The 20,951-nt window shown below is 75.0% G+C and carries 18 protein-coding genes, 1 pseudogene and 1 riboswitch; of the genes and pseudogenes, 5 read left to right on the top strand and 14 right to left on the bottom strand.

Annotation, left to right across the window (positions count from 1 at the left end):
- Position 1 precedes the first annotated feature (1 nt).
- From BKA21_RS09500 to BKA21_RS09515, 4 genes are read right to left on the bottom strand one after another with little or no spacing between them, the layout of a single operon-like run.
- On the bottom strand, positions 2 to 1,894 hold the full coding sequence (locus BKA21_RS09500; RefSeq protein WP_140457985.1) for an IucA/IucC family protein: 1,893 nt from the start codon (positions 1,892 to 1,894) through the stop codon (positions 2 to 4).
- Positions 1,891 to 2,796 (bottom strand): GNAT family N-acetyltransferase, encoded by a 906-nt coding sequence (locus BKA21_RS09505; protein WP_239072879.1) that lies wholly within the window; start codon positions 2,794 to 2,796, stop codon positions 1,891 to 1,893. Before BKA21_RS09505 ends, BKA21_RS09500 begins: the two co-directional genes overlap by 4 nt.
- Positions 2,793 to 4,145, bottom strand: a complete 1,353-nt coding sequence (locus tag BKA21_RS09510; RefSeq protein ID WP_140457986.1) for a lysine N(6)-hydroxylase/L-ornithine N(5)-oxygenase family protein — start codon at positions 4,143 to 4,145, stop codon at positions 2,793 to 2,795. Before BKA21_RS09510 ends, BKA21_RS09505 begins: the two co-directional genes overlap by 4 nt.
- Positions 4,142 to 5,584 carry a pyridoxal phosphate-dependent decarboxylase family protein gene (locus tag BKA21_RS09515; protein WP_140457987.1) on the bottom strand — a complete coding sequence of 481 codons (1,443 nt, stop codon included), beginning with the start codon at positions 5,582 to 5,584 and terminating at the stop codon, positions 4,142 to 4,144. Before BKA21_RS09515 ends, BKA21_RS09510 begins: the two co-directional genes overlap by 4 nt.
- 293 nt (positions 5,585 to 5,877) lie before the next feature.
- Here BKA21_RS09515 and BKA21_RS20365 point away from each other — a divergent pair.
- Positions 5,878 to 6,126, top strand: a pseudogene (locus BKA21_RS20365) (GtrA family protein); the annotation flags it as partial.
- A gap of 77 nt (positions 6,127 to 6,203) precedes the next feature.
- Here the strand turns inward: BKA21_RS20365 and BKA21_RS09525 are convergent.
- From BKA21_RS09525 to BKA21_RS09540, 4 genes are all read right to left on the bottom strand, one after another.
- Positions 6,204 to 6,998: an alpha/beta hydrolase gene (locus BKA21_RS09525; protein WP_140457988.1), complete on the bottom strand. Its 795-nt coding sequence runs from the start codon at positions 6,996 to 6,998 to the stop codon at positions 6,204 to 6,206.
- Between the two features lie 52 nt (positions 6,999 to 7,050).
- Positions 7,051 to 7,467: a VOC family protein gene (locus BKA21_RS09530; protein WP_140457989.1), complete on the bottom strand. Its 417-nt coding sequence runs from the start codon at positions 7,465 to 7,467 to the stop codon at positions 7,051 to 7,053.
- Positions 7,468 to 7,832: 365 nt separating this feature from the next.
- Complete coding sequence (locus BKA21_RS09535; protein WP_179625347.1) at positions 7,833 to 8,297, bottom strand: hypothetical protein; 465 nt, start codon at positions 8,295 to 8,297, stop codon at positions 7,833 to 7,835.
- Positions 8,298 to 8,576: 279 nt separating this feature from the next.
- The gene (locus BKA21_RS09540; protein ID WP_239072877.1) at positions 8,577 to 9,059 is read right to left on the bottom strand and encodes a MarR family winged helix-turn-helix transcriptional regulator; all 483 of its coding nucleotides are present in this window, start codon (positions 9,057 to 9,059) and stop codon (positions 8,577 to 8,579) included.
- Between the two features lie 115 nt (positions 9,060 to 9,174).
- Between BKA21_RS09540 and BKA21_RS09545 the strand changes: the two genes are divergently transcribed.
- From BKA21_RS09545 to BKA21_RS09555, 3 genes are all read left to right on the top strand, one after another.
- A complete protein-coding gene (locus BKA21_RS09545; RefSeq protein WP_373308182.1) occupies positions 9,175 to 11,100 on the top strand; it encodes an ABC transporter ATP-binding protein in 1,926 nt (641 codons plus the stop codon).
- An 86-nt stretch (positions 11,101 to 11,186) separates the two neighbouring features.
- The gene (locus BKA21_RS09550) at positions 11,187 to 12,803 is read left to right on the top strand and encodes a methyl-accepting chemotaxis protein (protein WP_140457990.1); all 1,617 of its coding nucleotides are present in this window, start codon (positions 11,187 to 11,189) and stop codon (positions 12,801 to 12,803) included.
- Positions 12,804 to 12,969: 166 nt separating this feature from the next.
- Positions 12,970 to 14,598, top strand: a complete 1,629-nt coding sequence (locus BKA21_RS09555; protein ID WP_140457991.1) for a methyl-accepting chemotaxis protein — start codon at positions 12,970 to 12,972, stop codon at positions 14,596 to 14,598.
- Between the two features lie 72 nt (positions 14,599 to 14,670).
- Here the strand turns inward: BKA21_RS09555 and BKA21_RS09560 are convergent, their stop codons facing one another.
- The gene (locus BKA21_RS09560) at positions 14,671 to 14,985 is read right to left on the bottom strand and encodes a DMT family transporter (RefSeq protein WP_140457992.1); all 315 of its coding nucleotides are present in this window, start codon (positions 14,983 to 14,985) and stop codon (positions 14,671 to 14,673) included.
- Positions 14,986 to 14,998: 13 nt separating this feature from the next.
- Positions 14,999 to 15,064: riboswitch (guanidine-III (ykkC-III) riboswitch) on the bottom strand.
- 134 nt (positions 15,065 to 15,198) lie between these two features.
- On the opposite strand from BKA21_RS09560, the gene BKA21_RS09565 reads away from it, so the two are divergent.
- Positions 15,199 to 16,965 (top strand): ABC transporter ATP-binding protein, encoded by a 1,767-nt coding sequence (locus tag BKA21_RS09565; protein ID WP_239072876.1) that lies wholly within the window; start codon positions 15,199 to 15,201, stop codon positions 16,963 to 16,965.
- A 29-nt stretch (positions 16,966 to 16,994) separates the two neighbouring features.
- Here BKA21_RS09565 and BKA21_RS09570 read toward each other — a convergent pair whose 3' ends face one another.
- From BKA21_RS09570 to dcd, 5 genes are all read right to left on the bottom strand, one after another.
- Positions 16,995 to 17,546, bottom strand: coding sequence for an NUDIX domain-containing protein (locus BKA21_RS09570; protein ID WP_140457993.1), 552 nt, complete (start codon positions 17,544 to 17,546; stop codon positions 16,995 to 16,997).
- A 46-nt stretch (positions 17,547 to 17,592) separates the two neighbouring features.
- Positions 17,593 to 18,393 (bottom strand): SDR family NAD(P)-dependent oxidoreductase, encoded by an 801-nt coding sequence (locus BKA21_RS09575; protein ID WP_140457994.1) that lies wholly within the window; start codon positions 18,391 to 18,393, stop codon positions 17,593 to 17,595.
- A 99-nt stretch (positions 18,394 to 18,492) separates the two neighbouring features.
- The gene (locus BKA21_RS09580) at positions 18,493 to 18,948 is read right to left on the bottom strand and encodes a hypothetical protein (protein ID WP_140457995.1); all 456 of its coding nucleotides are present in this window, start codon (positions 18,946 to 18,948) and stop codon (positions 18,493 to 18,495) included.
- A 60-nt stretch (positions 18,949 to 19,008) separates the two neighbouring features.
- On the bottom strand, positions 19,009 to 20,163 hold the full coding sequence (locus BKA21_RS09585; RefSeq protein ID WP_140457996.1) for a hypothetical protein: 1,155 nt from the start codon (positions 20,161 to 20,163) through the stop codon (positions 19,009 to 19,011).
- Positions 20,164 to 20,165: 2 nt separating this feature from the next.
- Positions 20,166 to 20,741: a dCTP deaminase gene (gene dcd / locus BKA21_RS09590; protein ID WP_140457997.1), complete on the bottom strand. Its 576-nt coding sequence runs from the start codon at positions 20,739 to 20,741 to the stop codon at positions 20,166 to 20,168.
- Between the last annotated feature and the right edge of the window lie 210 nt (positions 20,742 to 20,951).

A 20,951-nucleotide genomic window follows, 5' to 3' on the forward strand; every position in this document is an offset into this window, starting at 1 on the left:
GTCAGGAAGTCTCGTGCACGCCCGCAGCCGCGTGCTCCTGCCCGGCGACGGCACCGCGCGCGACCGGGTTGGCCAGCGTCCCGGCGTAGATCAGCGACGACGACTGGTCGGTGAGGTCGACCATCTGCAGCGTGTTGCGCAGCTGCAGCCGGTTGAGGCACGAGTGCGCGAACCGCGCGGCGCGCAGGTCGACGCCGGAGGGCAGGTCGGGGTGGTCGGCCAGGTGCCCGTCGACCGTCTCGGCGACGACGCCCCAGAACTCGCCCTCGGTCATGACCTCGTCGAGCACGAGGATGGCGGCGAGGTGCCGCAGCACGCCGTCGAGCACGTCGGTGAACACCGCCAGGGCCTTCTCGGCGTCGTCGACGGGGTGCCGGACCCGCTCGACGGACGCGGGCAGCACGGGCCGGTCGGACAGGACGGCGACCTCCTCGCCGATGTCCTTGAGGAACGCCCCGACGGGCACGTGGTCGGCGAGCTCGAGGATGACGTTCTCGCCGTGCGGCATGAACGCCAGGTCGTGCGCGCGCAGGCAGTGCACGAGCGGCCGCAGGTAGACCCGCAGGTACGCGCGCAGCCAGTCCGCGGGCGCCAGGCCCGACGCCCGCACGGCGGCCGTGGCGTAGGCGTCGCCGGCGCCGTCGCGGTGCAGCAGCGCGGCCATGGTCGCCAGGCGGTGCCCGGCAGGCACGCGCGTGAGGGGCTGCTCGCGCCACAGGGCCGCGATGAGCTTGCGGTGCGCGTTGGGGCGGGCCGTGCGGTGGTACGCGTCGCCCGTGTACCCGATCGACGCGCGCTCGCGCAGCACCCGCACGCCGCACGCGACGAGCTCGGGGTCGTTCTCGACGAGGTCGGCGACCCAGTCGTTGATGGCGGGCGTCGCGCGCATGTACGCGGGCGAGAGCCCGCGCAGGAACCCCATGTTCTGCACGCCGAGGGCCGTCTTGACGTAGTGCCGGTCGGGCCGGGACACGTTGAGGAACGTGCGCACGGACTGCTGCGCGCGGTACTCGTCCGCTGACTCCCCCAGCAGCACGAGGTCGCGGCGCGCCACGTCGGGCGCGAACGTCACGGCGACCTTGTGCTCCCACTGCCAGGGGTGCACGGGCAGGTAGCGGTACTCGGCGGGGTCGAGGCCGAGCGCGCGGAGCCGGTCGGCGAACGCCGCGAGCGTCGCGTCACCCAGCTCGTGCCGGTACAGCGCGTCCTCGGTGAGCCCGTCGCCGGTGGCGACGTGGCTCAGCGCGCGACGCGCGGCGAGCCACACCAGCCGCACCGGCCGGGCCGCCTCGGGCGCGTACGCGTCGTGCTCCCCGACGCCCAGGCCGATCCGGCCGTTGTTGGCCACGAAGCCGGGGTGCCCCTCGGTCATCGCGGCCTCGACGGTCGCCAGGTCGGCGTCGAGCAGCTCGGCGACGGCCGGCCCGCCGCGGTGGTGCTTGTACGCGGCGGACGCCAGCGTGGCCGCGAGCTCCTCCAGGTACAGGGCGAGCAGGTCGTCGGGGATCCGCAGCAGCGGCTGCAGCTCCAGCACGAGCTCCTGCACGTCCAGCGGCGCGGGTGTGCCGTCGACCTCGCGCAGCAGGCTCGCCTCGTCCACGGCCCAGTGCTCGAGCGCCAGGCGGCGGGCCCGGAACCGGTACGTCACGGCACCGCCGTCGAGGGCGTCGAGCGCGAGGACGTACGCGCCGTCGGCGGACGCGGCGCGGTCGCGGGACGGGGCGAGGAGCCGCTCGTGCGTCAGCTCGGCGATCGCCTTGGCCACGAGGTGGCGCTGCGCCGCGGCCATCGCCTCGGGCGTCAGGTGGGCGGCCGGGTGGGGTGCGGGGTGCGTCGTCGTGCGCGGGCCCGACCCGGTCAGGGCGGGCTCGGCGACGGTGGGTGCTGCGGTCATGACGGGTCCTCGGTGGTTTGGGGCGGGGCGAGCGGCAGGCCCGGCGGGGCGGCGGGCGGCTCGGCGGCACGGCGTCGGGCCCGGGCCCGACGACGCGGGCCGAGGGTGCCGACGCTCGCGGCGGCCGGCGGCAGCGGCGGCTGCCCGAGGCGGGAGCGCGCGAAGTCCTCGCGCGTGCACACCGACAGCGCGGCACGCTTGGTGCCGAGCTGCACCTCCTGCACGACGCGGAACCCGCCGGCGGCGTTCTTCGCGGCGATCGGGGCGTTGTTCACGTCGGGCTCGACGACGACGCGGTCGGCGTGCAGCGTGGCGAAGCAGAACCGCAGCGTCGCGGCCATGACGGCGTCGGTGAGGCCGTGCAGCGGCGCGGCCTCGGGCGGGGCCACCAGCAGGTGCATGCCCACGTCGCCGGGACGGGCGTCGAACACCTCGTCGAGCAGCACCCGCGCGGGGTCGTACGTCTCGACCATGAACGTCGGGCGCCCCGCGACCCGCCCGAGCCACGCGTGCTCGTGCGGGGACGCGGCGAGCGCGAGCTCGTAGGCGAGGATCTCGGGCAGCCCGAGGTGGTCCATCTGCCAGAACCGGGACGCGGGGTGCGTCAGCCAGGAGTGCAGCAGCAGCGCGTCGCGGTGCGGGACCACCCGGTCGAGGCGGATCGGGCCGATGCGGCGCCACGCCTCGGCGGGGGCGGTCGCGGTCGGCAGCATCGTCGTCTCGGCGCTGCGGCGCACGGGCCGCAGCACGGGCACGCCGGGCCCGGTGACGGGACGCGGCGCGGGGTCGCCCGCCGGGGTCGGGACGCGCGGCCCGTCCGCCGGACGCGCCGCGTCCCCGGGTGCGGCCGGGTCGTCCGCGACGTCGGGCGGGGCGCCCAGGCGCACGTGCCGACCGGTCACCGGCCGGCCTCCGCGGGCACCCCGGCCGGTGCGACCGTCCCGGCCGGCGCGGGGTGCGCACCGGTGGGGACGCCGAAGTCCTGGAACGCGATCCGCTGCTCGCGGGGGTAGACCTCGCGCCCGCAGACCACCGCGAGGATCGCCGACGACCGCCACGGGCCGAAGCCCAGGTCGGGCGCGGTGAGCCCGTGCGTGTGCTCCTCGCCGTTCTGCACGAACACCCGTCGGCGGCCGCCGTCGACGGAGTAGTCGCGCGCCACGTCGAGCCGCCCGCGCGCGTCCCAGTCGAGGCGGTGCGCGATGCCGAGCACCACGTCGGGGACCTGGGCGGCGTACCCGGTGGCCAGGACGAGCGCCTGCGTGCGCCGCTCGTGCTCGGTGCCGAGCTGCCCGTGGCGCAGGCGCAGCGTGTACTCCTCGCCGTCCCAGGCGGCGGCGGTCACCTCGGTGTCGGTCAGCAGGGTGGTCGGCACGGGGCCGGTCGCGCTCATGCGGTACAGGGTGTCGTAGATCTCGTCGACGAGGTCGCCGCTGATGCCCTTGTACAGGCCGCGCTGCTCGCGCGTGAGCCGGTCGCGCAGCGCCTCGGGCAGGGCGTGGAAGTGGTCGGTGTACTCCGGCGACGTCATCTCGAGCGTCAGCTTGGTGTACTCCATGGGGAAGAACCGGGGCGAGCGCGTCACCCAGTCCAGCCGGTAGCCGTGGGTGCGGGTGCCGTCGAGCAGGTCGCGGTACACCTCGGCCGCGGACTGCCCCGACCCCACCACGGTGATCGACCCGGCGGCCTGCAGCTCGGCGCGCCGGTCGAGGTACTGCGACGTGTGGATCGCGGGCCCGTCGAGCCCGCGCAGCGCCTCGGGGACGACCGGCTGGGTGCCCACGCCGAGCACGACGTGCCGCGTGCGGTACCGCTCGACGCCGTCGGCCGTGCGCGCGTGCACCACGTAGAGGTCCTCGTCGTCGGGGTCGACCTCGACGGACGTGACCGTACGGCCCCAGCGCAGCGAGCCGAGCTGGTCGGCGACCCACCGGCAGTACGCGTCGTACTCGGCGCGCAGCGGGTAGAAGCTCTCCCGGATGTAGAACGCGTACAGCCGCCCGGTGGCCTTGAGCCACGCGAGGAACGAGTACCGGCTGGTCGGGTCGGCCATCGTCACCAGGTCGGCGAGGAACGGCACCTGGATGGTCGCGCCGTCGAGCATCATGCCCGGGTGCCAGCGGAACTCCTCGGCCCGGTCGAGGAAGACGGTGTCGAGGTCGAGGGGGTCCGCGAGCGCGGCGAGGCCGAGGTTGAACGGGCCGATGCCGACGCCGACGACGTCGTGCACGTGCCCTGCGCCGGCGGTCACCGGGCCACCTCCGCGAGCCGCTGCTCGGCGAGCAGGGCGGCGCCGGCGGCGCGCACGAGCTCCAGGACGTGCCGCACGTCGGCGACGGACGTCTCGGGGTTGAGCAGCGTGAGCTTCAGGCACGGCCGCCCGTCGAGGACGGTCCGGGCGACCAGCGCCCGGCCCGCGTCGAAGAGCCTGCGGCGCACGCCGGCGACGAGGGCGTCGGCCTGCTCGTCGTCGACGCCGTCGGGCTGGTAGCGGAACAGCACGGTGGACAGGTCGGTGCGGGCGAGCAGGTGCAGCTCGGTGTCGCGCTCGACGAGGTCGTGGACGGCGGCGGTGAGGTCGATGGTCGCGTCGACCATCTCGCCGATGCGGTCGGGGCCCAGGGCGCGCAGGGTGGCCCAGAGCTTGAGGGCGTCGAACCGGCGCGTGGTCTGCAGGGAGACGTCGACCTGGTTGGGCTCGTCGGAGTCCTCGGGGTTGAGGTAGTCGGCGTGGTGGGCGACGTGCCGCAGGTCGGCGGCGTGCCGCACGACGAGCGCGGACGACGAGACGGGCTGGAAGAACGCCTTGTGGAAGTCGACGGTGACGGAGCGGGCGCGCTCGACGCCGTCGAGCAGGTGCCGGCGCGTGGGGCTGACCAGCAGGCCGCAGCCGTAGGCGGCGTCGACGTGCAGCCAGACGTCGGCGGCGTCGCAGACGTCGGCGATCGCGGCGAGCGGGTCGACGCAGCCGCGGTCGGTGGTGCCGGCGGTCGCGACGACGGCCATCGGCAGCCGGCCGTCGCGCTCGACGTGGCGCAGGGCGATCGCGAGGGCGTCGGGGCGCATGCGCCCGTCCTCGTCGACGGGGACGAGCCGGACGCCGTCGGCGGGCAGGCCGAGCAGGCGCACGGCATTGCGCACGGAGAAGTGGCCCGACGCCGTGGCGAGGACGACGAGGTCGTCGGGGTGGGCGCCGGGGGCGTGCGCGAGGGCACGCTCGCGCGCGACGAGCAGGGCCTGCAGGTTGGACTGGGTGCCGCCGGAGGTGAAGACCCCGCCGCCGTCGACGAACCCGAGGCGGCCGGCGGTCCAGGCGACCAGCCGGCGCTCCATGAGGGTGCCGACCGTTGACTGGTCGTAGGTGTCGACGCTGGCGTTGACGGCGGCGATCACGGCCTCGGCGGCGACGGCCGGAACGGCGACCGGGCAGTTGAGGTGCGCGGCGTAGCCCGGGTCGTGGAAGTACACGGCGTGCCGGGCGAAGAGCTCGTCGATCTCGCGCAGCGCGGCGTTCGTGCCCTGGCCGGGGCCGTCGAGGTCGACGACGTCGACGAGGGCCTGGAGCTCGTCGCGGCTGGCGCCGGAGAACGGCTGGGTGGTGGTGCGGAACCGCGAGGCGACGCGGTCGACGGTGCCCCGCAGGGCCTCGGCGTAGGCGTCGGCGGACGCGGCGGACAGCAGCTCGTGCACGTGGGGCTCCCCCTCGAGAGCGACCCCCTGAGCTGGACGCACGCCCAGCGAGTGAGGTCTACCTAACTTAGCCGCGCCTAACATACGCCAAACGGACGAACGGTCAAGCCACCAGGGACGCAGGTCCCGCCACTGGCACGGTTCACCCCGTCCGACCACGCTCGCACGGGCCCGCGCCGTCGACTGGACCGACCGTGGAGGAACCCGCGCGCACCCGCCCCGGCACCTCCGCGACCGCTGCGGTCGCCCGCTACGCCGCCACCGGGACCGCCGCCAGCGGCGTCTACGCGCTCGTGGTCGCCGTCGCCACCGGTCGCGCGGTGCCCGCGCTGCTCGCGCACCTGCTGGGCACGCTCGTCTCGACGGTCGTCGGCAGCACCCTGCACCGCCGCTACACGTTCCGCGCCACCGCCACCACGTCGTGGCGGCGCAGCCAGGCCGCAGGCGCCGCGACCGCGACCACCGGCCTCGTGCTCAGCAGCGCGACGCTCACCGCCTGGCACCACGCGGCCCCGCACGCCCACCGGTTCTCCGACGTCGTCGTCGCCCAGGTCACCAACGCGCTCGTCGGGGCGATCGGCTTCGTCGTCATGCGCCGCGTCGTCGGCACCCCGGCGGGCTACGCCCCTGCCGCCCCGTCGCCCGCCCGCCCGCGCAGCGGCAGCCACGCCAGCACGTCCTGCACGCGCCGGTCCCAGAACGCCCAGTCGTGCACGCCCGGGTGCACGTGGTGCTCCAGCGCCACCCCGCGCTGCGCGGCCCGCGCGGCGAACGCGTGCTGCGACGCCAGCAGGGGGTCGTCCGCGCCGCACGTCGCGTACAGGGCAGGCAGGGCCGCCGGGTCGGCGCGGTCGAGCAGCGCGAGCAGGTCGTCGTCGCCGCCCGCCGGGTCCGCACCCGCCCACACCTGCGGCACGAGCGCGTCACGCGCCTCGGCCGACGCCGCGTCCGTGATGCCGAGCGCGCCCGACAGGCTCGCGGCGGCGGCGAACCGCCCCGGCTCGCGCAGCGCCCACCGCAGCGCCCCGTACCCGCCCATCGACAGGCCGGCGACGAACGTGTCCTCCCGCCGCTGCGACACCCGCAGGAACCGCCCGACGACCTCCGGCAGCTCCGCGTGCAGGAACGTCCAGTACGCGCTCCCCCAGGCCTCGTCCGCGTAGAACGACCGCCCGCCGCGCGGCATCACGACCGCCAGCCCGAGCTCGGCCACGTACCGCTCGACCGACGTGCGACGCAGCCAGATCGACTCGTCGTCCGAGAGCCCGTGCAGCAGGTACAGCACCGGCGGCGGCTCGGAGCCCGCGGCCCCGCCCATGCCGATCTGGCCGTGCGCGGGCTCCGGCAGGATCACCGTCATCGCGGTGCTCTCCTGCAGGGCCTCGGAGAAGAAGTGACAGGTCAGCAGCGCCATCGCCGGGTCCTCCCGTAGGTTCCCCGCACGCTACCGCCGCCCGCGGGACCCGTCAGACGAACAGGCAGAACGGGTGCCCGTCCGGGTCGAGCATCACCCGCACGTCGCCCTGCGGCTGGGAGTCCGCCAGCCGCGCCCCGCACGCCAGCGCGTGCGCCACCGCCGCGTCGAGATCGCCGTCGACGTGCACGTCGAGGTGCTGGGACGCCAGCGGCTCCCCCGGCCGCGCGGGCCACACCGGCGCCACGAAGTGCCGCTCGTGCTCGAGGTTGATCGTCAGCCCCGTCTCGCCCCGCGGCGGCGCGACCTGCGCCCACCCGGCCTCGGGCGGCTCCCCCGGCCCCGGCCCGTCGTCCGCCGTCACCCGCCACCCCAGCAGCGCCGCGTAGAACGCCGCCGCCTGCCGCGGACGGGGAGTGCCGATGCTCACCGAGGTCGCCCGCATCCGCGGGGGCGCGTCGTCAGCCATGCCTCATCCTCCGCGACAGCCACCCGGAGCACGAGTGATGCCGGTGCACGAGGGCAGCAGATGGAGGACCCGCGGTCAGGGCACTGGAGCGGGACGGCGCCGCCCTGCAGGTGCCACGCCCCTGATCACCACGGGTTCGGCACCGAACTGCTCAACGATCTCGACAAGCTGCACAATCGGCGGCCGATCTTGGCATGTTTCGTGCGTCAGCCACGGGCGACGCGGCGTAGAAGGTGCAGGAGTGCGCGTACGCGCTTGCTGGCCCCGCGTACGCGCCGTACAGTTTTCTGTGAGCCGCACCATCGAGGTGGTGTCGGAAGTGAGCCTCGGGAGATCCTGCCGGAAGACAGGGCCCGGGGCTCGCGTCATGTCCGGGACGCGTCGTCGACCAGGTGAACAGTCATCTTCTTCTCGAGATGAGCCCACCACCGGCGGTTCCCGACGCGAGAGGCGACCAGCGCCCCGCACACCGCGTCCGCTATCCACAGCACCGGGTCAGCGGGCCCGGCTGCGTGGTCCAGGCGCAGCGTCCCGTCGAGGCGCCGCTGGGAGCGCAGCGCGTCGAGCATCTTGCGATCACGCTCGTCGGCGGTCCTCCCGCGGGACTCCAGAGTCAGGTTCGTGCAACCGGCCGCGACGAGCTCGGGGGCGAACGTCTCGAAGCACTTGCGCCGCCGACGCTCGTCCTTCTCCCCGGGCATGCCGTGGCGCACCACGACCACCCCCTCGATCGGCAGCTCGGCGACGACGCCGATGATCGTGTCGTGCCGGCCGTCCGAGTCGGCGTGCCAGTGGACCTTCTTCTCCCGGGGACGTTGCAGCTCCCTCATGGCGGCACGCAGGTCGGGCACCTCATCGGGCACCGCGAGGACCGCCCCCATCAGGTAGACATCGGGGTCCCGGCTAGCCACCGAGCCCGACTCGTCACCCCACGCGCTGAACACCCGCCGAGCCCCTTCGCCGACTCGCTCCACCAGACCTGCACGGCGGAGGGTACCCAGTCGCAGCGACAGGCACTGACGCGTACACAGGCCCATCGTCGGCAGCGCGTGCCGCTCGCGCCCGATCCCCCGGGTGCAGGGCGTCAGCCGTCCCCCGGGTGCAGGGCGTCAGCCGCGGGCGACGCGGCGCAGGAGGTGCAGGAGGGCGGCCTGCTCGTCGGGGGCGAGGACGTCGAGGCGGGCGCGGGCGCCCTCCTGGCGGCGGGCGGAGAGGCGGGCGAGCTGCTCGTGGCCGGCGTCGGTGAGCTCGACCAGGGTGGCGCGGCGGTCGGCGGGGTCGGGCACGCGGCGGACCCAGCCGTCGGCCTCGGCCTGGTCGACCTTGGACGTCATGGACCGGGGGGCGACGTCGAGGACCTCGGCGAGCTCGCCCAGGCGGCGGGGCTCGCCCGCGTGGTCGAGGGTGCGGAGCAGGCGCAGCTGGCCGGGGGTGATGTCGTGGCCGAGGATCGTCGACGCCTCGCGGCGGACGCTGCGCAGCACGTCGTGCAGGAGGCCGAGGAACTCCTCGGAGGGGTCGGCGGCCCCGGCCCGCGGCGCGGGGCACCCGTCACCGCGCACCTCGCCGTCCTGCCACCCGTGCTCGCCCACGGGCGCAGGCTACCCGGGAACATCCCGAAGGTGAATGACGCTCATGGTGAGGTAACCTCAGCATCGGCGCCGCTCGCCCGCGCGCCGTCCCGCCCCTCCGCCCCCAGGAGGCCCCATGAGCCCCACCGGCATGCCGCGCGGCGGCAACCCGATGATGCGCGGATTCGGCACCGACCGGTCCGTGGTCCACCAGCGCCTGCAGCGCGGCACGCTGCGCCGCGTCCTGCGCTTCGCGCACCCCTACCGCCCGCAGCTCGCGGTGTTCCTCGTCCTCATCGCCGTCGGCGCCGCCGCCGGGGCCGCGTCGCCGTGGCTGGTCCAGCGCCTGATCGACGACGGCGTCGCCACCGGTGACACCGGGCTGGTCGTGAGCACGGCCTCCGTGATCGCCCTGCTGGCGGTCGTGCAGGCCGTGCTCGGCGTCGGCGAGCGGTGGGTGTCCGCGCGGATCGGCGAGGGCCTCATCCACGACCTGCGCACCGCCGTGTTCGACCACGTGCAGCGCATGCCGCTCGCGTTCTTCTCCCGCACCCGCACCGGCGCGCTCGTGCAACGGCTCAACGGCGACGTGCTCGGCGCGCAGCAGGCGTTCACGTCCACGCTGTCCAACGTCGTGAGCAACTCCCTGACGGTCGTGTTCGTGCTGGCCGCCATGCTGTCGATGTCGTGGCAGCTCACGCTCGTCTCGCTGGTGCTGCTGCCGGTGTTCGTGCTGCCCGCGCGCTGGTTCGGGCGCCGCATCGCCGACATCACGCGCGAGAGCTACGAGCTCAACGCCGACGCGTCGCAGACCATGACCGAGCGGTTCAACGTCGCCGGCGCGCACCTGGTCAAGGTGTTCGGCGACCCCGCGCGCGAGTCCGCGGCCTATGCCGAGCAGACCGGGCGCGTGCGGGACATCGGCGTGCGGATGGCCCTGTACTCCACGTGGTTCCGCATCGGTCTGACCACGGTCGCCGCCGTCGCCACCGCCGTCGTCTACGGGCTCGGCGGGCTCATGGCGATCAGCGGCCAGCTCACCGTCGGCGTCGTCGTGGCCCTCGCGGCCTACCTCGGGCGGCTCTACGGTCCCCTGACCGCGATGTCGAACGTGCAGGTCGACGTGATGACGGCGCTGGTCTCGTTCGAGCGCGTGCTCGAGGTGCTCGACCTGGAGCCGATGGTCGCCGAGAAGACCGACGCCGCGGACCTGCGCGCCGCCGTCGCGGCGCACGGGGCGTCCGTCGAGCTCGACCACGCGGACTTCCGCTACCCGGCGGCCGACGAGGTGTCGCTCGCGTCGCTGGAGTCCGTCGCCGCGCTGCGCCACGACCCGGTCGCCGACACGCTCCACGACGTGACGTTCACCGTCCCGGCCGGGTCGATGGTCGCCCTCGTCGGCCCCTCGGGCGCCGGCAAGACGACGATCTCCCAGCTCGTGACGCGCATGTACGACCCCACGGGCGGCGCGGTGCGCATCGCCGGGCAGGACCTGCGCGACGTGACCGCGGCGTCGCTGCGAGCCACCGTCGGCGTCGTCAGCCAGGAGGCGCACCTCTTCCACGACACCATCGCGGGCAACCTGCGCCTCGCCCGGCCCGACGCGACCGACGCCGAGCTGGCGGACGCGCTGCGCGCCGCGCACGTGTGGGACCTGGTCGCGTCGCTGCCCGAGGGCCTGGAGACGGTCGTGGGCGACCGCGGCTACCGCCTGTCCGGCGGCGAGCGCCAGCGGCTGGCGATCGCGCGGCTGCTGCTCAAGGCGCCCGACGTCGTCGTGCTCGACGAGGCCACCGCGCACCTGGACTCCGAGTCCGAGGCCGCCGTGCAGGTCGCGCTCGACGCCGCGCTGGCCGGACGGACGTCGCTGGTCATCGCGCACCGTCTGTCGACCGTGCGGCAGGCGGACCTCGTCGTCGTCCTGGACGCCGGTCGCGTCGTCGAGCAGGGCACGCACGCGCAGCTGCTGGAGGCCGGCGGGCTGTACGCCGACCTGTACCGCACCCAGTTCGCGGACGTGGCGGGCTCCGACGCGGGTGGAGGTCGCGTCCGAGCGGGGTGAAGTCGGGCCGAAACGCTCCTGACCGGTGCCAGCCGGACGACCGTCCAGGCATACCGATCCGACGACGCACGCCCAGGAGCCCTCCCATGACGACACCCGCGACCACGGCCGCCGGCCGCCGCCGGTTCGCCGACCTCGGCGTGCAGACGAAGGTCCTCACCGCCGTCGGCGTCGCCGCCGCCGTCGCGGTCGGGGTCGGGGCGCTCGGGCTGCAGGGCCTGCACGACTCGGCCGAGCGCACCCACGCCATCGCCGAGCGCGACCTCGAGGCGGTCCACGACTCGCTCCTCATGGAGGTCGCGCTCCTGGAGATGCGCCTGGCCGTCGCGGACCACGCGCTCTCGCAGACCGAGGAGGAGGTGGCCGCCAGCCTCGAGGCCGTCGCCGAGGCCGAGGCGTCCCTGCGCAGCTACGCCGACCAGTACGCCGAGCTGGCGGACGCCTCCGAGGCCGCGTCGCTGGAGGAGGTCCTCGCCTCCCTCGACGCCTACGACCAGGTGCGGGACGAGGTGCTCGTCCCGCTCGGCGCGGTCGACGCGTACGACGAGTGGATGGCGGCGCGCACCGAGCAGGCCCAGCCGCTCGCCGAGCAGATGGAGGCCACCCTCGACGAGCTCTCCGAGACGGCCCGCACGGACGCGGACGTCGCGGTCGTGGAGGCCGACGACGAGTACCGCACCGACCGGGCGGTCTTCCTCGCGCTGCTCGCGTTCGGCATCGCCGCCGCCGTCGGCGTGGGCGTCGTCGTCGCCCGGCAGATCGTCCACAGCCTGCACCGCGTGCAGGACGTCTGCGCCGCGCTGGAGCGCAGCGACCTCACCGTCACCGCGGGCCTGACCCAGCGCGACGAGGTCGGCCGCATGGGCACGGCCCTCGACTCGGCCGTCGCCACGCTGCGCGGGGTCGTCGGCACCATCGACGAGTCCGCGACGTCCGTGGCCGGCGCCTCCGAGGAGCTCGCGGCCGCGACCCAGCAGATCGCCGCCGGTGCGGAGGAGACGTCCGTGCAGGCGGGCGTCGTGTCGGCCGCGGCCGAGCAGGTGTCCCGCGGCGTGCAGACCGTCGCCTCCGCGAGCGAGGAGATGGGCCTGTCGATCCGCGAGATCGCGCAGAACGCCGGCGAGGCCGCCCGCGTCGCCGAGGAGGCCGTGCAGGCCGCCGCCGCCAGCACCACCACCATCTCCCGGCTCGGCGACTCCAGCCGCGAGATCGGCAACGTCGTCAAGCTCATCACCTCGATCGCCGAGCAGACCAACCTGCTGGCCCTGAACGCGACCATCGAGGCCGCCCGCGCCGGCGAGGCAGGCAAGGGCTTCGCGGTCGTGGCCGGAGAGGTCAAGGAGCTCGCGCAGGAGACCGCCCGCGCCACGGAGGACATCTCGCGCCGCGTCGAGACCATCCAGGGCGACACGCAGCAGGCGGTCGACGCCGTCGAGCACATCTCCGAGGTGATCGCCTCGATCAGCGCCTACCAGCAGACCATCGCGTCGGCCGTCGAGGAGCAGACGGCCACGACCCAGGAGATCTCGCGGTCGACCGTCGAGGTGGCCACGGGGTCGAGCGAGATCGCCGCGAACATCGCCGGCGTGGCCGAGGCGTCCGCCACGACGACGATGAGCGTCGCGCAGTCGCAGGAGGGCGTCAGCGCCCTGGCCGCGATGTCCGTCGAGCTCTCGGCGCTGGTCGGCACGTTCCGCCGCTGAACCGGCGCTGCACGCACGCCCCTGGGCGTCGTCGTGCACCGGGACGTCCGGACGGGCCGTGCCCGATCGGGGTGATTCCCGGCGGGGATGCTCAGAGCGGGCCCCGCGCGGCCGAGAGGACGGAGGACGCGACCCGCCCCGGGCCGCCCGCACCCGGAGCACACACATGAGCCTCTCCTCACCACCGGCACGCGGCCGAACCCGCAGGTTCCGCGTCGCCGACGTCAGCGTCAACGTCAAGATCCTCACGGCCGTCGGCGTCGCGGCCGTCGTCGCCCTCGTCGTGGGCCTCCTGGGCCTGAGCGGCCTCGCGGACTCCTCGGCCAGCACGCGGGCCATGTACGACACGAGCCTGGCCGCCGTGCGCACCGCCGAGGAGTTGGACGGCGCCATGACCAAGCTGCGCCTCGCCGTCGCCAACCAGGCGCTCTCGCAGGACCAGGCCGGCATCGACAAGGCCGCTGCGGACGCCGAGGGGTTCGAGCAGGAGATCCGCGAGTCCGCCGACTTCTACCTCTCGCTCGGTCCGGAGGACGAGGAGGTCGCGCTGCTCGAGGACTTCCTCACCGGCCTCGACGGGTACGTCCAGGTCCGCGACGACGTCCTCTTCCCGGCGGGCGCGGCCAAGGCCTACGACGACTGGATCGAGGCCCGCGACACCCAGGCAGCGCCGTTCATCGACGCGATGGCTGCCGCGACGGCGCAGATCGTCGAGAACGAGACCGAGGACGCGTCCACGGCCGTGGCGGCGTCCGACGCGGCGTACGCCGGCGACCGCTCCACGTTCATCATCGTCCTCGTCGTCGGCCTCGTCGCGGCCATCGCGCTGGCGTGGTTCGTGGCCCGCGGGATCGTCAGCAGCGTCGCCGCCGTGCGGCGTGTGTGCGACGCTCTCGAGCGCAACGACCTCACCGCCACCTCCGGCCTGGACTCCCGCGACGAGCTCGGGCAGATGGGCACCGCCCTCGACGCGGCCGTGGTCAACCTGCGCGGGGTCATCGCGACCATCGAGGCGTCCTCCGGCTCGGTCGCCGGCGCCTCGGAGCAGCTCTCCGCGAACACCCAGCAGATCGCCGCCGGCGCCGAGGAGACCGCCGCGCAGGCGGGCGTCGTGTCCGCGGCCGCCGAGCAGGTCTCGCGGAGCGTGCAGACCGTCGCCGCCGCCAGCGAGCAGATGGGCGCCTCCATCCGCGAGATCGCGCAGAACGCCGGTGAGGCCGCCCGGGTGGCGCAGGAGGGCGTCGAGGCCGCCGAGACCAGCACCACCACGATCCAGCGCCTGGGCGACTCCAGCCGCGAGATCAGCAACGTCGTCAAGCTCATCACCTCGATCGCCGAGCAGACCAACCTCCTCGCGCTCAACGCCACCATCGAGGCCGCCCGCGCCGGCGAGGCCGGCAAGGGCTTCGCCGTCGTGGCCGGCGAGGTCAAGGAGCTCGCGCAGGAGACGGCGCGCGCCACCGACGACATCTCCCGCCGCGTCGAGGCCATCCAGGCCGACACCGACGGCGCCGTCGAGGCCATCTCCGGCATCTCCGGCATCATCGCCTCCATCAGCGGCTACCAGCAGACCATCGCCTCCGCCGTCGAGGAGCAGACCGCCACCACCCAGGAGATCTCCCGCTCGGCCACCGAGGCCGCCTCGGGCTCCGGCGAGATCGCCCAGAACATCTCGGGCGTCGCGCAGGCGGCCGGCACGACGACAACCAACGTGTCCCAGTCCCAGCAGGGCGTCAACGAGCTGGCCTCGATGGCCGCCGAGCTCGCCACCGTCGTCAGCCGCTTCCGCGTCTGACACCCCGCACGTCGACGGCGCCGCGACCGACCGGTCGCGGCGCCGTCGTGCTGCCGGGCCCCGTGGCCGCGGTCAGTGCGCGAGCTTGAGGCCGACCACGCAGCCGACGATCCCGAGGATCAGCAGCACCTTGACCAGGCTCGCCGGCTCGGCGCCGGTGAGCATGGCCCACGCGACGGTCAGCGACGCACCGACCCCGACCCACACGGCGTACGCGGTGCCGGTGGGCAGCTCGCGCATCGCCCACGCGAGGCCACCCATGCTGCCGATCAGCGCGACGCCGAACACGACCGTGGGGGCGAGTCGGGTGAAGCCCTCCGAGCGGCCGAGGGCGGTGGCCCAGACGGCCTCGAGGACGCCGGACAGGACGAGCACGAGCCAGGACATGGCAGACCTCCGCAGGTCGCCGTCTTGTCGCACTCCGGGTACGGCGCCGCTCGTCCGGGAGCGGGCGGTCCAGCGCCTCGCTCCCGACCAGGTTCGCACAACCGTCGTCCCACGGCCAGGTCTCGGCCGGACGACCCCGCCACGACCGCGGACAGGGCGGGTGAAGTTGGCAAGCGCCTTCCCCCGCCGTCGCGCGCGGGCAAGGATGGACGGGTGACCTCCTCCCCCCGGTGCCGGTCCGTCGACGTCGACGGGCAGCACCCCCTGCGCTCGGTCCTGCGCCTGCTCGGCATGCACCGGCGGCGGGTGGCCGCGGCCGTCGGCTTCTTCGCGCTCAAGGACACGCCGCTGTGGCTCATGCCGCTGATCACCGCGCGGGTCATCGACGTGGTCGTCGCGGGCGGCCCGCTGCGTGAGCTGTGGCTGTGGGCGGGCGTCGCGCTCGTCGCGCTCGCGCAGAACTACCCGAACCACGTGGCCTACACCAAGCTCTACATGGGCGCCGTGCGGCAGATCGGCGCCGACCTGCGCAACGCCCTGGCGGCCCGCCTGCAGAGCCTGTCGATCGGCTTCCACCAGCGCGTCTCGTCCTCGATCGTGCAGACCAAGGTCGTGCGCGACGTCGAGAACGTCGAGCTCATGCTCCAGCAGGTCACGCACCCGCTGCTGTCGTCGACGATGGTGGTGGTCGGCGCCGTCGTCACGACCGCGACGTCCGTGCCGCAGTTCCTGCCGGTGTACGCGCTGACCATCCCGCTGGCCGTGGTGCTGCGGCACGCCCTCTCGCGCCGCTCGCGCGCCCGCAACGAGGACTTCCGCCGCCAGGTCGAGCGGTTCTCCGCGCGCGTGGGCGAGATGGCCACGCTCATGCCGATCACGCGCGCGCACGGCCTGGAGGAGACCGCGCGCGACCGCGTCGCCGAGGGCGCCGAGGGCGTGCGCACCTCGGGGTACGAGCTCGACGTGCTCAACGGCCGGTTCGCGTCGCTGTCGTGGGTCGGCCTGCAGCTGCTCGGCGTGGCGTGCCTCGTGCTCGCCGCCACCGCGTCCGTCAGCGGCTGGTTCCCCGTGACGGCGGGCCAGGTGGTGCTGCTGTCGTCGAACTTCACGCTCATCACCGGCGGCGTGACCGCGCTGCTCATGCTGCTGCCCGTCGCTGCCAAGGGCCTGGAGTCCGTGCGGTCGGTCGCCGAGGTGCTGACCGAGCCCGACCTGGAGGAGAACGAGGGCAAGGCGCACGTGGCCGCGGTCGAGGGCCGCCTCGTGCTCGACGGCGTGCACGTGCGGTACGCGGACGCGGACTCCGACGCCCTCGACGGCGTCGACCTCGACGTGCGCCCCGGCGAGACGGTCGCGTTCGTCGGCCCGTCCGGGTCGGGCAAGTCCACGCTGCTCAACCTCGCGCTCGGGTTCCTGCGCCCCACGTCCGGGCGGGTGCTGCTCGACGGCGTCGACGCCGCGACGCTCGACCTGCGCACGTACCGCCGGCACGTGTCGGTCGTGCCGCAGGAGTCGGTGCTGTTCGAGGGGTCGATCCGCGACAACGTCACCTACGGGCTGGGCGACGTGCCCGACGCGCGCGTGCGCGCCGCGCTGGAGGACGCCAACGCCGCGCAGATCGTCGACGACCTGCCCGACGGCTGGCACACCGTGGTCGGCGAGCGCGGGGCGCGCCTGTCCGGCGGCCAGCGCCAGCGCCTCGCGATCGCCCGCGCGCTGGTCCGCGACCCGCGCGTGCTGCTGCTCGACGAGGCGACCTCGGCCCTGGACCCGGAGTCCGAGGCCCTCGTCCGCGACGCCCTGGCCCGCCTCATGCAGGGCCGCACCACGCTGGTGGTCGCGCACCGCCTCTCGACGATCCGCGGCGCCGACCGCATCGTGGTGCTCGACCACGGGCGCGTCGTCGAGGTCGGCAGCCACGACGAGCTCATGGCCGCCGACGGCCGCTACGCCCGCCTGGAGCGCGCCCAGCGGGTCTGACCCGGCACGCCCGTCTCAGCGGGCCCGTCTCAGGCCAGCCGGCCCAGGTGCAGGGCCGCCAGGGCGAGCGCGGCCACCGTCTCGCCGTCACGGACCCGGCCGTCGCGGACCATCGCGAGGACCTCGCCGAACGGGACGGCGCGGACCGCGGTGATCCCCTCGACGCCCTGCTCGTGCGCGGTCGCGGCGGCGTCGCCGACCGGCTCCAGGCCGCGCGCGACGAACACGTGCTCGACCGCGCGGGCGATGCCGTTCAGCGCCTCCGTCGTGCCGACGGCCGTCCACTCCCGCGCCGTCAGCCCGGCCTCCTCGGCGAGCTCGCGCTGCGCCGCCACGAGCGGGTCCTGCCCGTCGGTGCCGCCGGCGGGCACCTCCAGCGACCCCGGACCGGTGGTGTAGCGGTCCACGGTCACCAGCACCACCTCGTCGTCGTCGGTCAGGGCGACGACGAACACCGACGGCCGCAGCTCGACCACGCCGTACACGCCGGGGCGGCCGTCGGGCGTCGTGGTCGCGTCCTCCCGGACGGTGATCCACGGGTTCTCGTAGACGACACGCGAGGAGACGGTCTGCCAGGGCACCCCCCGACCGTAGGGCACCGGCAGCCGCCCCACGGCCGGGCACGGCTCAGATCGTGGCGACCGAGCCGGCGTCGACCCGGTAGTTGGACCCGGTGACGAACGACGCGCGCTCGGAGCAGAGGAACCCGATCACGGCGGCGACCTCCTCGGGCCGGCCGCGCCGCCCGAGCTCCATGTGCGGGCGCTCCTCGGCGAGGAAGCTGCGGACGGCCTCGTCGAGGTCGGTGCCGCGCTCGGCCGCCCGCTTCTCCATCATCGCGTCGGTCATCGGGGTCTCGACGAAGGCCGGGGACACCGCGTTGGTCAGCACGCCCTCGCCGGAGTACGTGGCCGACAGCCCCTTGGACAGCGCGAGGATGCCGGCCTTGGCCGCGCAGTAGGGCAGCTCGTCAGGGTACGGCTGGACCGCGTCCTCGGACGCCAGCAGCACCACGCGCCCCCAGCCCGCGGTGCGCATGGCTGGCAGGAACGCGCGGACCACGCGCACGGCCGCGAGCAGGTCGATCTCGAGGGTCTGCTGCCAGCCGTCGTCGTCGATCTCGTGGAACAGCCCCTGCGCCCCCGTGACGCCCGCGGCGTGCACGAGCACGGTGGGGTCGCCGAGCGTGGCGCGGGCGTGCGCGACGAGCGCGTCGACGTCCGCGGGCCGCGTGAGGTCCGCCGCGCGGGCCGTCAGCGCGTCCGGGCCGGCACCCAGCCGGTCGGCGGCCTCGGCCAGGGCCTGCGGGTCCTGGTCGGTGAGCACGACGCGCACCCCCTCGTCGAGCAGGAGCCGCGCGGTGTGCCAGCCGATCCCGGAGTCCCCTCCGGTGACGAGCGCGGTGCGGCCGGTGATCCCCAGGTCCATGCGTCCTCCGGCGGGCGTCGGTGCGGTCGACGAGCGGCCCGCCCGCGGGACCGTCGGCGTGCCGGGGAGTCCCCGGCGGGGCGGTTCAGGCGGTGCGGTTCAGGCGGTGAGGGCGGCGGCGGTGGCGAGCACCGCGGCGTCCTCGACGAGGGCGGCCCGCAGGTCGGGCTGCAGGGCGGCGACGCCGGACGCGGCGGCCTGCTCGCGCCACGACGCCCCGACCACCGACCCGACGAAGGCCCCCAGGGCGCCGACGACAGGTGCGCCCCCGACGGCGACCGGACCGCGCCGCTCGACGACGGCGAGCGCGAGCGCACCGGCGGCGCCGGCGACGAGCCGCACCGCGAGCTGCGGGGAGCCGAGCCGGCTGGGCGTCACCGGGAGCTTGTCGGCCACGACCTCGCCGAGCACCGCGGCGCGGGCGATCGCCCGCAGGGCCCGCGACGGCGCGTCGTCCCGCCCGCGGGTGGCGACGACGACCGGCACGGCGAACGCGACGGACGAGCGGCCGCCGGTGGCCAGGCCGAGGGCGGCGGACCGCACGAGATCTCCCATGCGTCGTTCCTACCCGCGGTCGCCCGGCCCGGCATCCGGAGCGGACCGGCGGGCCCGGGCTCAGAGGTCGTCGGGGTGGACCAGGAAGTCCGCCTCGTCGGCGATCTCGCCGCCCACGAGCCCGTGCACGGCCTTGGCGATGGCCTGGATCTTCGGCGCGGACCGCGAGCGCGCGACCCGGTGCTCGAACGACGGCTTCTCGGCCTCGATCTCCTCGATCGAGAACGGCTCCCACCGGACGCGGTAGGCGACGACGCCGTCCGCGGCCCACGGCAGCTCGGCGATGAGCGGCGGCAGCAGCTGCGGCTCGGCGGCGGCGACCTCGACCGCGAGCATCCCGTCGACGCCGAGGTCGACGAGGACGCCGAACCCCTCGGACGGCGGGGGGTTCTGGAGCATGTGCTCGTCGAAGGCGGCCGCCTCGGCGTACAGGCGGCGGCGCTCGTCCTCGTCGGCGACGCCGTGCTCCTCGAGGGCGGCACGCAGCCCGGACCCGCCGGCCTCGGGCGACCCGCCGACGGCGCCCTGGGAGTCGCGCCCGACGCCGCTGCTCGGGCCGCGCCACCCGTCGGCGTCCGGCTCGGACAGGTAGGCCCCGGCGTGCACGCGCTGGACGACCTCGAGGACCTCGGCGGGCTCGACCCAGTGGTCGGCCAGGACCGTGAGGTCGGTGGCCGCGTCGGGGTCGGGGGTGAGGACGGCGCCGGTGCTGGTGCGGATCGCGCCGCGCAGCCGGCGGGCGACGGCGACGAGCCACTGCAGGTACCGCTCCTCGCCGCGCACGGGCATGCCGTCGGGGAAGGCCCGCTTGAGGCCGTCGCGGTCACCGCCGGGCCAGGGCTTCTCGCCGCGCTCGACGGGGCAGTCCAGCACCCACACGACCGTGGTCGACGCAGGCAGGCCGACGGCGACGGCGTCCTCGGCGGTGGTCGCCCAGGGGCCGACGAGCGTGGCGGCGCGGCCGAGCCGCAGGGCGCGCGCGGACGCCTTGACGGCGCGGATGCCGAGCGCGGCGGTGACGGCGGGCACGAGGCCGGTGCGGGTCGCGGCCTCGGCGCCGGTGACCTCCCAGCGCACGTTGCGGAAGCGGCTGGCGGCGAGCACCTCGACCTCGTAGTGCTCGACCCCGGCGGGCAGGCCGAGCAGGTGCTTGTCGCGCAGGGTCGCGTCGCCGACGGGCAGGGGCGGCAGCGTCTCGGTCGTGGGCTCGGCCACGGTCAGACCTCCGTCCGGACGAAGCCCTGCCAGGACCGCGACGCGGTGGGGCCGCGCTGCCCCTGGTACCGCGAGCCGTAGGCGGCGGAGCCGTACGGGTTCTCGGCGGGCGAGGACAGCCGGAAGAAGCAGAGCTGGCCGATCTTCATGCCGGGCCACAGCAGGATGGGCAGGGTCGCGACGTTCGACAGCTCGAGCGTGACGTGGCCGCAGAACCCGGGGTCGATGAACCCGGCGGTGGAGTGCGTCAGCAGCCCGAGCCGCCCGAGCGAGGACTTGCCCTCGAGCCGTGCGGCGACGTCGTCGGGGAGCGTGACCTGCTCGAAGGTCGCGCCGAGGACGAACTCGCCGGGGTGCAGCACGAACGGCTCGCCGGGCTCGGCCTCGACGAGGCGCGTGAGGTCGGGCTGCTCCTGCGCGGGGTCGATGACCGGGTACTTGTGGTTGTCGAACAGCCGGAAGAACCGGTCGAGGCGCACGTCGATGCTCGACGGCTGGAGCATCGCGGGCTCGTAGGGGTCGAGCCGCACCCGGCCCTGCTCGAGCTCGGCGCGGATGTCACGGTCGGAGAGCAGCACGGGGCAACGGTAGTGCGGCCGGGGGCGGAGCGAGGCCGGTGCCCGTCGACGGACGGGCGGGACGGTCGCCCCCGGGGGCGCGGTGAAAGGTGTCGGGCGGTTCCGGACGGACGACCGGTCCGGCTATGCTGTCGACCGTGGCCGCGTGGGAGCGCTCTCGCAACGACCACGCACCGCTCTGACGAGCACGACGACCAGGTACCGAGCAGC

It is taken from the genome of Cellulomonas oligotrophica (assembly GCF_013409875.1).
In the GTDB taxonomy this organism is placed as follows: Bacteria; Actinomycetota; Actinomycetes; order Actinomycetales; family Cellulomonadaceae; genus Cellulomonas; species Cellulomonas oligotrophica.